We start from the raw sequence: 12,902 nt of genomic DNA on the forward strand, positions 1-12,902 counted from the left end.
TACCCAAGAGGGCACCATGACTACTGTAGAAGATAGAAAAGCACTCATCGACGAGGTGCTAGAAGCCTACCCCGACAAAGCCAAAAAGCTTCGGGCCAAGCACATCAGCGTCCAAGAGGCCGAAAAGACCGACTGTGGCGTAAAGTCCAACAAAAAGTCCGTCCCCGGTGTAATGACGACTCGTGGCTGCGCCTATGCAGGAGCCAAAGGAGTGGTCTGGGGCCCGGTCAAAGACATGATCCACCTTAGCCACGGGCCAGTGGGCTGCGGCTATTACTCCTGGTCAGGCCGCCGCAACTACTACATTGGCACCACCGGAGTCGATAGCTTCGGCACTATGCAGTTCACCTCCGACTTTCAGGAGCGCGATATTGTCTTTGGCGGCGACAAAAAGCTCGACAAACTGATCGACGAACTGGAGATCCTGTTTCCCCTCAGCCAGGGCACCACCATTGAATCGGAATGCCCGGTAGGCCTGATCGGCGACGACATTGAGGCCGTGGCCCGCAAGAAGGCGAAGGAATACGGCAAGCCCGTGGTGCCCGTGCGCTGCGAAGGCTTCCGGGGCGTGTCCCAATCCCTGGGCCACCACATCGCCAACGACACCGTGCGCGACTGGGTGCTGCCCAAGGCCGACGAGTACCGCAAGTTACCTGAGGGCTACGAACCTGGCCCCTACGATGTCAACATCATCGGCGACTACAACATCGGCGGCGATGCCTGGCCCAGCCGCCTGCTGCTGGAGGCGATTGGTTTGCGGGTGATCTGTCAGTTTTCGGGGGACGGCACCTTTAACGAAGTGGTGATGACACCCCTAGCCAAGCTCAACTTAATCCACTGCTATCGGTCGATGAACTACATCTGCCGGTTCATGGAAGAGAAGTACGGCATTGGCTGGCTGGAGTACAACTTCTTTGGCCCCACCCAGATTGCCAAATCCCTACGGAAGATTGCCGCCCAGTTTGACGAAACCATTCAGGAAAAGGCGGAGCAGGTGATCGCCAAGTACCAACCGCGTATGGATGCGATTGTGGCCAAGTATCGCCCCCGCCTCGAAGGCAAGAAAGTGATGCTCATGGTCGGCGGCCTGCGCCCCCGCCACGTGGTGCCCGCCTTCACTGACCTAGGCATGGAGGTGATTGGCACTGGCTATGAGTTTGGTCACGGCGACGACTATAAGCGCACCACCGAATACATCGACGAAGGCACAGTAATTTACGACGATGTCAGCGGCTACGAGTTCGAGGAACTTGCCAAGAACCTCAAGCCTGACCTAATTGCCTCTGGCATCAAAGAGAAGTACGTCTTCCAGAAGATGGCCCTGCCCTTCCGCCAGATGCACTCCTGGGATTACTCCGGCCCCTACCACGGCTACGACGGTTTCGAGGTCTTTGCCCGCGATATGGATATGGCCATCAACAACCCCACCTGGAGTTTGATCAGCCCACCCTGGCAGATTTCCCAGAACTAGGCAAACTTTGAGCCTTGTACGGGCGCACAGCAGTGCGCCCCCATGGGTACTTCGCCCCAATGCCTCTCATCGCCCACGCCCGCATCCACCCATCCCCCCTTAAAGCCATGACTGACAATCTTGACAACACTATCCCCACACCCTCCTGTGGGGGCGACGACCCAGGTCAGATTAAAGACCACTTTGACCTGTTCCACACCGATACCTACCAGAACTTGTTTGAGTACAAGCGCCAGTTTGAGGGTGCCCACAGTCCTGAAAAGGTTGCAGAAATTGCCGAATGGACAAAAAGCTGGGACTACCGGGAAAAGAACTTTGCCCGAGAAGCCCTGACCGTCAACCCCGCCAAAGCCTGCCAACCGCTGGGAGCGCTGTTTGTGGCCGCCGGGTTTGAAGATACCCTCCCCTACAGCCACGGGTCCCAGGGCTGTGTGGCCTACTTCCGCACCCACCTGACCCGCAACTATAAGGAGCCTTTCCAGGCGGTGTCATCGTCGATGACCGAGGATGCGGCGGTATTTGGCGGACTGAACAACCTGAAGCAGGGGTTGGAAAACGCCCACGCCCTTTATAAGCCTAAGATGATCGCCCTCTGCACCACCTGCATGGCAGAGGTGATTGGAGATGACCTGGGTGCGTTCATTACCACTGCGAAGAACGAAGGCCACATTCCTGAGGAATTGCCGGTGCCCTACGCCCACACGCCGAGCTTTGTAGGGTCGCACATCACTGGCTACGACAACATGCTGAAGGGCATTCTCAAGACCCTGACTAAGGATGAAAAGGCCGAGACCACCAACGGCAAGTTCAACTTCAACCTGGGCTTTGACCCCTACATCGGCAACATCCGCGAACTGAAGCGGATTCTGGGTCTGTTTGGCATTGACTACACCATCTTGTCGGACAACTCCGATGCTTTTGACTCCCCCAACACGGGCGAGTTCAAGATGTACAACGGCCTTACCACCCTGGCGGATACCGCCGACAGCATCAACGCCGAAGGGACGGTGTTCTTCCAGAAATACACTACGCCCAAGACCCAGGAATACATTGCCAACGAGTGGGGCCAAAAGACCTACAACTTCCGGCCCTTCGGCATCAAGGGCACCGACGAGTTCTTGATGGCGCTGTCGGCGATTACTGGCAAGCCGATTCCGCTGGAACTCCAGCAGGAGCGGGGCCGGGCGGTGGATGCCCTGACCGACTCCCAGGCCTGGATTCATGGCAAGAAGATTGCCCTCTACGGCGACCCCGATCATGTGCTGGGGCTGGTTCAGTTCTTGCTGGAGATGGGGGCAGAGCCGACTCACATTGTGGTGACTAACAGCAACGACGAGTTTGAGGCCGAAGCCCGCGAGCTGCTAACCAACAGCCCCTACGGCCAGGGTGCGACGGTGTGGGGCGGCAAGGATCTGTGGCACCTGCGATCGCTCCTCTTCACCGAGCCTGTGGACCTGCTGATCGGCAACAGCTACGGCAAGTACCTGTGGCGCGACACCGGTACCCCCCTGGTGCGGATTGGCTACCCGATTTTCGATCGCCACCACATGCACCGCTACGCCACTCTGGGCTACCAGGGCGCAATCAACCAGTTCAACTGGATTGTGAACACCATTCTGGATGAGCTGGATCGCCAGACCATCGTGCCCGCCAAGACAGACATCTCCTTTGATTTGATCCGTTAGTTCCTCGATGGGGGTGAACGGCGGTTCGCCCCTACCATCCCACCCCACCCACTCACTCCCATGCGTCTCCCTGAAACTATCGAAATCGACGATCCGCCGACCTTTGACATGGGCGATCGCGTCCGCATCCTGAAGCTGATCCGCAATGACGGAACCTTCCCCGGCAAAGAGGTAGGGGCACCCCTGGCCCAAAAGGGCGACATCGGCTACGTCGTGGGCATCGGCACCTACCTGCAACGGGCCTACATCTACTCGGTGCATTTTCTGGAGAGCAACTATGTAGTTGGCTGCCTGGGCCGCGAACTCGAACTCACCGAAGACCGCCCCCCACTGATTCCTCAGGACGACGACACCTAGTAACTTCCAGTATTCCGCCGAGTTAGGAGACTGGTTGTGATCGACCCACTGATTCCTCAGGACGACGACACCTAGTAACCCCTTGGCCCTCACCCCCAAACCCCTCTCCCTAGGGGAGAGGGATGCCAGAACCGAAACCCGCACATCGCCCTTACCCACCGAGCACAGCCATGGCTACCCTCACCCGTCACCCCTCTACCCCTCTCCCCCTCCACCCGTCCACCCCCCTTGCCCCCCTGCGCCACTGGATTGATGGGGTGGAAATTACTAATCTTCACGTCGCCCATCGGATCTGCCGCCTAATTCCCTGTTGCTGCCCCTTCGAGCGCGATTTGACAGTGCTGGGCCACACCATTCACATTCCAGCCCTGTGCAAACTCAACCCGGTGTACGACGAGCTGGTAGCGCTGCGCCTGAGGGCGCTGACTTATCTTGCCGACACCTGCGGCGAAGACGTGACTCGGTATTTGTGTTGAGCCGCAAGGTTCTTGACGATGCATTGCTTCGCGTTGGCAAAACCTCGCCTCAGCACTATGCCCTGACGGTTCCCTTCATTCATCCACCCCTTCACCCACCAACCCTTATCCCCTCCCTGCCATGCCTTCCACCAAAGCCACCATGACAGAACTCCTGACCCAGCCGGGTTGCGAGCACAACCACAAGAAAAACGGCAAGGGCCACAACAAGGTGTGTCAGCAGCAGGCCAAGCCTGGGTCCGCCCAGGGGGGCTGTGCCTTTGATGGGGCCAGCATTGCCCTGGTGCCGATTACCGACGTGGCCCACTTGGTGCATGGGCCGATCGCCTGTGCGGGCAACTCCTGGGGCGGGCGGGGCAGCCTGTCTTCCGGGGGCACGCTGTACAAAATGGGCTTTACCACCGACCTGAGCGAGAACGACATTATTTTCGGTGGCGAGAAGAAGCTCTACAAGGCTATTCAGGATGTGCAGGAGCGCTACAGCCCCGCTGCCGTGTTTATCTATTCCACCTGTGTGACGGCGCTGATTGGCGACGACCTGGAGGCGGTGTGTAAGACAGCCTCAGAAAAGCTGGGCCTGCCGGTGGTGCCGGTGCAGTCCCCCGGCTTTGTGGGCAGCAAGAACCTGGGCAACCGCCTGGCCGGGGAGGCTCTGCTGGAGCACGTGATTGGCACGGCGGAACCGGAATTCACCACCCCCTACGACATCAACCTGATCGGCGAGTACAACATCGCCGGGGAACTATGGGGTGTGCTGCCCCTGTTCGAGAAGGTGGGGATTCGGGTGCTCTCCAAGATCACGGGCGATGCCCGCTACCGGGAGGTGGCCTACGCCCACCGGGCCAAGCTGAACGTGATGATTTGCTCCAAGGCGCTGATCAACCTGGCCCACAAGATGCAGGAGCGATACGGCATTCCCTATATAGAAGAGTCGTTCTACGGCGTGGCGGATATGAACCACTGCCTGCGGGCGATCGCCGCCAAACTGGGCGACGAGGCCATGCAGGCTCGGGTCGAAGCCGTGATCGCTGAAGAATCCGAGAAGCTGAACCAGCAGCTCGCCCCCTACCGAGAAAGACTGCTGGGCAAGCGCGTGGTCCTCTACACCGGCGGTGTCAAGTCCTGGTCGATCATCTCGGCGGCCCAAGATCTAGGCATCACAGTCGTCGCCACCAGCAGCAAAAAGAGCACCGAGGAGGACAAAGCCCGGATCAAAACCCTGCTGGGCCAGGACGGCATCATGCTGGAGAAGGGCGGGGCTGCCGAACTGCTGAAGGTGATCGAGCAAACCAACGCCGATATGCTGATCGCCGGAGGCCGCAACCAGTACACCGCCCTCAAGGCCCGCATTCCCTTTCTGCACATCAACCAGGAGCGCCACAACCCCTACTCCGGCTATGGCGGCCTGCTGGAGATGGCCAAGGAACTAGACGAGAGCTTGCATAGCCCGGTGTGGGCGGAGGTGCGGCGGGAAGCGCCGTGGGCAAACCCTCACCCCCAACCCCTCTCCCCAAGGGAGAGGGGGGACGAAAGTGGAGAGAGGGCTGCTACCAAGATCATCGCTCGCCGCAAGGCCGTGGCCGTGAACCCGCTGAAGCAGAGCCAGCCCCTAGGGGCTGCCCTGGCGTTCCTGGGCATTCAGGGGGCGATGCCGCTGTTCCACGGCTCCCAAGGCTGTACCGCCTTTGCCAAGGTGCTGCTGGTCAACCACTTCCAGGAGGCGATTCCCTTGGCGACCACGGCGATGAGCGAGGTGAGCACCGTGCTGGGGGGCGACGACAACGTCCACGGCGGCTTGCTGACAGTGATTAAAAACTCCCAGCCGGAGCTCGTGGGGCTGTTTACCACCGGCCTGACGGAAACCCGGGGCGACGACATGCAGGGCATTCTGCGGGACTTCCACCAGGCGAATCCGGAGGTGACGGTGCCGATCGTATTTGCCTCTACCCCCGACTACAAGGGCAGCCTGGAGGACGGCTTTGCCCGGGCGGTGGAGAGCCTGGTGCAGACCGTCCCTGAATCAGGAGAGATTAACCCTAAACAGGTCACCCTGCTGGCCAGTGCTGCCTTTGGACCCGGCGATGTGGCGGAGTTGAAGGAGATGGTGGAAGCGTTTGGCCTGAGGGCGATCGCAGTCCCCGATCTCTCCACCTCCCTGGACGGACACCTGGACGATGCCGACCACTACACCACCCCCACGGGCGGCACCACCGTGGCAGACCTCCAAACCGTGGGCCGTTCCGCCCTCACCCTGGCCCTAGGCGGCAGCATGGCCGGGGCGGCGAAGATTTTGACGGATCGCTTCGGCACCCCCGCCCAGACCTTCACCCGGCTCACTGGTCTGAGGGCGGTAGACGACTTCCTCCACGCCCTGACTCAGCTCAGCGGCCAGCCCGTGCCCGCCAAGTATCAGCGCCAGCGCCGCCAGGTGCAGGATGCCATGCTAGATACTCACTTCTTCTTTGGCCGCAAACAGGTGGCGATCGCCCTCGAACCCGACCTGCTGCACAACATCGCCTGGTGGCTACACAGCACCGGAGCCGAAATCCAGGCCGCTGTGGCCCCAGCCCCATCCCCGCTGCTGAAGGATCTACCCATCGAGCAGGTCACCATCGGCGACTTTGAAGATCTGGAGGATCTGGGGGCCGCCGCCGACCTCTGGATCACCAACTCCAAGGCCCGCCCCATTGCCCGCCGCCTCGGCATTCCCCTCTACCTGCACGGCTTCCCCATGCTAGAGCACCTGGGCAACGGCCACCGCTGCACCGTCGGCTATCGCGGCACATTAGACCTGCTGTTTGCGATCGGCAACATTTTGCTCGAAGCCGACGAAGAGCGGACCCACAGGCTGGTACATCGATGGCGGGAAGGAGGGAAATGAAGGGATTTTGGAGTTTGGAGTTTGGATTTGCGATTGAGTCAACAGCCTTTCCAAAATCCAAAATCCCAATCCAAAATTTCTCGCTAACCCACCCCTAGCCCATCCGAGGAGGGAAATCGGAGACGGAAAATTTCCGCAGACCCTCACCCCTAGCCCCTCGCCCTTTGGGAGAGGGAAGCCAATCCAAAATCCAAAATCCAAAATCAAAGGAGCTTCACTATGAAAGTAGCCTTCGCCACCCAAGACAACATCCACATCAACGCCCACTTTGGCTGGGCCAGCAAAATCGATGTCTACGACCTCACCCCAGACGGCTTCACCTTTCTGGAAACCCTCACCTTTGGCGGCACGCTGAAGGAGGACGGCAACGAGGACAAGCTAGAGCCTAAGCTCAAGGCGTTGGAGGGCTGCACCATCGTCTACGTGGCCGACATTGGCGGCAGTGCGGCGGCGCGGCTAATCAATCGCCGCATTACCCCGATGAAGTCCGACTCTGAGAACGACAAAATCACAGCAATTTTGGCCCAGCTTATGCAAACCCTCCAGGGCAGCCCACCGCCCTGGCTACGCAAGGTGCTGCGCCAGGAACAAGCCACCCACTTTGAAAACGCCTACACCGAAACCGAAGAGGAAATCCTGCTATGACCACCGCTGAAACCCCCACCCTGCCCCCCAGTTTGACCGTGGCCGATGCGCCCTTTTTGCAGGCGATCGCCCAGCAAATTCGCGCCAACGATGCCTACGGCACCTATCGCCATTGGACCGACGAACTTCTGCTCAAGCCCTACATTCTCACCAAAGCCCAAAAGCGCGAAATCTCCGTGGAGGGCGAAGTAGACCCCCTCACCCAGGGCCGCATTCTGGCATTTTTCCGAGCCGTCGCCTACCGCATTGAGCAAGAAACCGGCCTGCTCTCCCAGGTGGTCATCGACCTCAGCCACGAGGGCTTTGGCTGGGCGCTGGTGTTTTCCGGTCGCCTGCTGTTGGTCTCCAAAACCCTGCGCGATGCCCAGCGGTTTGGCTTTGCCTCCTTGGAAAAACTCAACGAGGAAGGCGAACGGCTGGTGCAGAAAGGTCTGGAACTGGCCACCCGGTTTCCAGAAGTCAGCCAGTGGTAAGGAAGCTTTGGATTGGGGTTAGTGTTCTGTGGGTGTCCTGATGTATTCACCATCCTCAGAATGACCGAAAAATGACCGCTCAAGAGTGGCCAGGCTGTGAGGATTTCAGATAGGACTTACGCAGTTGGACGATTTCTCGCGGGCTACGTCCACGAGAAATCGTCCGAAATCCAGAGAAATTATCGCAAGTGCGAAAGTCTTTTCAGAGATGGCTGGATCATAGATGGCGAAAAACTTAAGGACACTAACAATCCCAACCCAATATCTCCTATGCGCTCTCTTTCCTGATGCTCCCTCATATCCCAGGACTCTCCATGACCACCGAAACTCTTGTTCGCGCCTTTGGCCAAGTTGGCCCAAACCCTGTCGGCTTTGATCTCGATATCACGACTGCTATCTGTGAAGGGCTGAACCTTGCCTATGCCAGCTTCCAGGCTCTTTACCTGCAATACCAAAAGCATCACTTCGTAGTAGAAGGGGCAGAGTTCTACTCCATCCACGAGTTCTTTCAGGAGAGCTACAACGCGACTCAGAGCCATGCCCACGACCTAGCAGAGCGGCTCAACGGTCTGGGCGGCATTCCGGCGGGCAACTTCGCCACCCTCTCAGACCTCTGCTGCTTTGCCCCCGAACCGGATGGAGCCTACACCTGCCGCGCCATGCTCGAACACGACCTTGCAGCCGAACAGACCATTATCGACCTGCTGCGCCGCCTCTCTGTCCAGGCTGAAAGTTTGGGCGATCGCGCTACCCGCTATCTCTACGACGAAATCCTGCTCAAAACCGAAGACCGCGCCTTTCATATCAACCACTTCCTCGCCCACGACAGTTTGACCCCGGCATTTATGACGGCGTGATAGAGCGGTCTTATGTCTCTAATTCCCCACTCCCGACCTCCCCCATTCCCTTACCAACCCGCCCCCCCACCATGATCTACATCAACGACACCACCCTCCGCGACGGCGAACAGGCCGCAGGCGTTGCCTTTGGCATAGAAGAGAAAGTTGCGATCGCCAAATTCCTTGATGCGATTGGAGTCCACGAGCTAGAGGTGGGCATTCCTGCTATGGGACGGGACGAGGCCCGGGCGATCCGGGCGATCGCCGACCTCGGCCTCAACGCCCACCTGCTGGGCTGGAACCGCGCCGTGCTGTCCGACATTCAGGCATCAATCCACTGCGGTCTGAAGCGGATTCATATCTCAATCCCAGTCTCAGAGATTCAGATTCAGGTAAAGTTTCAGGGTCGCTGGCGGGCCATGCTGGAGCAGTTGCGCGATGCTCTTGCCTTTGCCCGCGACCACGGGCTGACGGTGAGCGTCGGCGGCGAAGACAGTTCCCGCGCCGACGAGAGCTTTCTAATCGACGCTGCCCAGTATGCTCAGGAGTGGGGCGCATTTCGATTCCGATTCTGCGACACCGTCGGCATCCTTGACCCATTCACCACCCACGAACGGGTAAAAGCCCTGGTGGAAGCCCTAGACATTCCGGTAGAAATGCACACCCACAACGACCTGGGTCTGGCCACCGCCAACGCCCTGGCGGGGGTACGGGCTGGCGCGACCTCTGTGAACACTACCGTCAACGGGCTAGGGGAACGGGCCGGAAACGCTGCCCTCGAAGAGGTGGTGATGGCCCTGAAACACCTCTATAATCTTAAAACTGGCATCCAAACCCAATCCTTCCTGGAACTCTCCCGCTTTGTGGCCAAAACCGTCCACTGCGACGTTCCCCCTTGGAAGGCCATTGTCGGCGACAATACCTTTGCCCACGAGTCCGGCATCCACGCCCACGGCGTGCTGCAAAACTCCCGCACCTACGAACCCTTCGACCCCCGCGAAGTCGGCCGCCAGCGGCGGTTAGTCGTGGGTAAGCACTCTGGCCGCCGCCTAATCGAGCAGGTTCTCGCCACCCAAGGTATTCACCTCGACGGCGATCGCACTCAGTCCATCTTGAATGACGTTCGAGATCGCGCCGTCTCCCTAAAACGGAGCCTCACTGTCGATGAACTGCTCAGCATCGCCGCAGACCGAGCGTGCATGATGGCATGACAAGGGAGCTTGGATATCTTACTTCATCTCATCTTACCCGCTCTTTATCCACTCCTATCTTCCTACCCACTCATGAAAGTCATGCTCCGCACCAACGCCGCAGGCAAGCTCCTGGTCTACGTAGCCAAAAAAGACCTTGAGGAAGAAGTAATCTCCCAAACCCAGCAAGAGGATACTCAAATCTTTACCCTTTCCAATGGCTGGGAATTGGCGATCGCCGGACTCAGCGACCCCATCCAAACCCCCCAAACCGTCGAAGCCCGCAAACTGAACTAAGGAAACTTCTAATCCCCGGTCTGCTTAGACCGATTTACCTCACCACCTCGTACCTCATAGGCCCTATGTCCCCTTTCTCCGGTCTTTCCTGGCTCTTCAACCTCGACGGCACCTTCCTCGGTTTCGTAGGCGCAGACTCTACCACTGCCAAGGCCATTTACCTTGACGTAGAGGGCGAAGTGCTAACCATCAAACTGCCAAAGGAAGGACGAGCCATTCTGCGATCGCACCTGAAACCCGGCGACTACCTGCGCTGCCTTGGCCGCACCAAGTTCGATGGCAGCACCATCAAGCTCAAAGCCTACCACATCCTTACCTTCCCGCCTCTTCCCAACAACACTGATCGTCATTTCTCTCCACCCCTGTCAGAGGCAGATCCTCTGTGCAAACGCACAGCCGTGCGCCACCCCTCCTTATCTTCCCAGCCCACTCCCTCATCCCCTCCATCCCTCAAAATCCAGGTCTGCCGCAAATCCGGCTGCCAAAAGCGGGGCGGTCGCGAGTTGGTCGAAGCGTTACAGCAGGCAATTCGCGATCGCGACCTCCAATCCCAGGTCGAAATTCAGCACACTGGCTGCCAGAAGCGCTGTTCTGAAGCCCCTACTTTCACCATCATGCCTGGCAGGTACCGATATAGCCGGGTAAAGCTGTCGCACCTGCCTGAGATGCTCGATCGCCACTTTGCCCCCACAAAACCTACCCGACCCGACCCAATGTAATTTAATACTAAGGCTTTGTTGTGTTTTTCAATGAATTAATAAGTGAGATGAAATGGGGTCATCAATCCATAAATTTGGGGCTGAATTCTTGTTGTTGAAGTCACCGAATTTCGCGCTCAAACGTCCATTCTGAACCTCTTTTTAGCAATAAAAAAGAGATCCTTAAACCGTATCGGTCAGCATAAAAACTAATCACTGAGGTTGTTATCCCTGGGAGAGTCAACTGGTCAAGGGAAAGAACTGAGCCATGGCTTATACCGTGAAAGATGGCTGCATTGCCTGCGATCGCTGTCGGCCCCAGTGTCCTACCGGAGCCATCAAGACCCAAGCCGATAACGGCTACTGGATTGACCCTACCCTGTGCGATCGCTGCGTCGATCTGGACACGCCTCGCTGTGTGGAAGCCTGCACTATCGGCTCCCTAGCTCCCCTCCAGCCCAAAAAAGGCCGCAACAAAAGTACCCTGCTGCCCGCTGCTATTCCCAGCCTTTTCCTTAACGGCAAAACCACCCCCTTTGCCTCCTGCATGGTGGTGTGGGAGGCTTGCAATCTGCTAGCCCAGCGCCAGTCCTTGCCCTGGCAGGCCGACGACGACGGCTGCCTAACCTACCGTCGCACCATTCACCGGGGACAGGGGGAACTCCGGTTTCGCCTGGCTACAGACCCAGAAGCCCTCCAGGCCAGACCTATAGACTACACCCTGGGAATCGCATCCCTGACCCAGTTTGACCTGCGGGCCGCCTGTCTGCACCTGATCTTTGCCGCCCAGGCCACCACCTGCGATCGCCCCTGGGCAGAGTCTTTTGTACTCAACGACCAGCACATCGAGCAGTACCTGGGTCTACACCGTCGCAAAGACCTGACCAAGCTGGAACGGCTAACGCTGATTAAAACGCTGGTCTACCAAACTTGTCGGGTGCTAGTGTCCCTCGACTGGCCGCGCCAAGGTAAGGTGCAGGGCTTTAGCCTCGATGAACACCCCGTCTGGCAACTCCTCCACACCCAGTATTACTTCGAGACCGATGCTGAGGGCTGCCGCCACCTGATTGGTCTGAGTTTCACAGTGCGGGCCGGGGCCTGGGCGCAGCGCTTTCTCAACCGACAGGACTACCGCCGCCAGACAGCCTTTTACCAGTACGGCACTCTGCCCCAGTCCTTGCTCACCGAGGTGATGGGCAATTGGCAACAGCACGAAGGGGCCATGCGCCTGCTGCTGTGGCTGGTCTTTAAGCTGCGCCTGGGTAGCGACCACCGCATCACCATACGCACCCTGCTGCGGATTGCCTACGGCGAAGATCGCCTTACTGAGGCGTTGACTGTGCGCGGTGCCCATAAGCGCCTGATCAAAACCTTTGAAAACGACCTAGAGGCTCTCTACCACTACGGCCTCAGGCCCCAGTTCGACCCCGACACTTACCCGCCTGTTATCCAGCCCCTATGGGCTAGGGTGGCCGACATTCCCGACGATGCCGAGGCCGCCCTCAACTTTTGGACTGATGATGCCCACAGCGACCTCAGCCTTACCAATCGCGCCCCCCGCGACAAGGGGCAGCGACTCCTGAACGCCCGCCTGTTGGGGTTTGAGCTTTCAGAGGACTGGCGACAGAGCGTCGGCAAAGCCCGTCCCAAACGACGGCGATCGCCCAAATCCACCCCCCCGCAGCAGGCCGCTCCCCTTTCCGGCGCAGCCATCAAATCCGCCCGCCAGCGCCAAAACCTGAGCCAGCGGGCCCTAGCCGAACGCTTGGGCAAAAGCCAAAGCTGGATTCGCGACGTGGAGAATGGCCGATTTAGCCTCGGAGCAAGCGATCGCACTCGAATGCAAGAGGCTCTGGGCCTTGTTTAAGAAGGCTTGATGGCAGGGATTAT

12 protein-coding genes are annotated in these 12,902 nt (G+C 58.7%); all 12 read left to right on the top strand.

What is annotated here, in order from left to right; all coding sequences use genetic code 11:
* Positions 1 to 16: 16 nt before the first annotated feature.
* On the top strand, positions 17 to 1,471 hold the full coding sequence (nifD, locus tag HPC62_RS11650) for a nitrogenase molybdenum-iron protein alpha chain (RefSeq protein WP_172355835.1): 1,455 nt from the start codon (positions 17 to 19) through the stop codon (positions 1,469 to 1,471).
* Positions 1,472 to 1,578: 107 nt separating this feature from the next.
* Positions 1,579 to 3,156 (top strand): nitrogenase molybdenum-iron protein subunit beta, encoded by a 1,578-nt coding sequence (gene nifK, locus HPC62_RS11655; RefSeq protein ID WP_172355837.1) that lies wholly within the window; start codon positions 1,579 to 1,581, stop codon positions 3,154 to 3,156.
* Positions 3,157 to 3,216: 60 nt separating this feature from the next.
* Positions 3,217 to 3,513 carry a nitrogen fixation protein NifZ gene (locus HPC62_RS11660; protein ID WP_172355839.1) on the top strand — a complete coding sequence of 99 codons (297 nt, stop codon included), beginning with the start codon at positions 3,217 to 3,219 and terminating at the stop codon, positions 3,511 to 3,513.
* 170 nt (positions 3,514 to 3,683) lie between these two features.
* Complete coding sequence (locus tag HPC62_RS11665; RefSeq protein ID WP_172355841.1) at positions 3,684 to 3,989, top strand: Mo-dependent nitrogenase C-terminal domain-containing protein; 306 nt, start codon at positions 3,684 to 3,686, stop codon at positions 3,987 to 3,989.
* A 121-nt stretch (positions 3,990 to 4,110) separates the two neighbouring features.
* On the top strand, positions 4,111 to 6,870 hold the full coding sequence (locus HPC62_RS11670; protein WP_172355843.1) for a bifunctional nitrogenase iron-molybdenum cofactor biosynthesis protein NifEN: 2,760 nt from the start codon (positions 4,111 to 4,113) through the stop codon (positions 6,868 to 6,870).
* 219 nt (positions 6,871 to 7,089) lie between these two features.
* Positions 7,090 to 7,515 carry a nitrogen fixation protein NifX gene (gene nifX, locus HPC62_RS11675; protein WP_172355845.1) on the top strand — a complete coding sequence of 142 codons (426 nt, stop codon included), beginning with the start codon at positions 7,090 to 7,092 and terminating at the stop codon, positions 7,513 to 7,515.
* Positions 7,512 to 7,988 (top strand): NifX-associated nitrogen fixation protein, encoded by a 477-nt coding sequence (locus HPC62_RS11680; protein ID WP_172355847.1) that lies wholly within the window; start codon positions 7,512 to 7,514, stop codon positions 7,986 to 7,988. Before nifX ends, HPC62_RS11680 begins: the two co-directional genes overlap by 4 nt.
* Positions 7,989 to 8,302: 314 nt before the next feature.
* Complete coding sequence (locus HPC62_RS11685; protein WP_172355849.1) at positions 8,303 to 8,845, top strand: DNA starvation/stress protection protein DpsA; 543 nt, start codon at positions 8,303 to 8,305, stop codon at positions 8,843 to 8,845.
* 71 nt (positions 8,846 to 8,916) lie between these two features.
* A complete protein-coding gene (gene nifV / locus HPC62_RS11690; protein WP_172355851.1) occupies positions 8,917 to 10,038 on the top strand; it encodes a homocitrate synthase in 1,122 nt (373 codons plus the stop codon).
* A gap of 72 nt (positions 10,039 to 10,110) precedes the next feature.
* Complete coding sequence (gene nifT, locus HPC62_RS11695) at positions 10,111 to 10,314, top strand: putative nitrogen fixation protein NifT (protein WP_172355853.1); 204 nt, start codon at positions 10,111 to 10,113, stop codon at positions 10,312 to 10,314.
* Positions 10,315 to 10,379: 65 nt separating this feature from the next.
* On the top strand, positions 10,380 to 11,033 hold the full coding sequence (locus tag HPC62_RS11700; protein WP_172355855.1) for a (2Fe-2S) ferredoxin domain-containing protein: 654 nt from the start codon (positions 10,380 to 10,382) through the stop codon (positions 11,031 to 11,033).
* A gap of 247 nt (positions 11,034 to 11,280) precedes the next feature.
* A complete protein-coding gene (locus HPC62_RS11705; protein WP_172355857.1) occupies positions 11,281 to 12,879 on the top strand; it encodes a helix-turn-helix domain-containing protein in 1,599 nt (532 codons plus the stop codon).
* Positions 12,880 to 12,902 lie beyond the last annotated feature (23 nt).

This window comes from Thermoleptolyngbya sichuanensis A183 (assembly GCF_013177315.1).
Lineage (GTDB): Bacteria > Cyanobacteriota > Cyanobacteriia > Elainellales > Elainellaceae > Thermoleptolyngbya > Thermoleptolyngbya sichuanensis.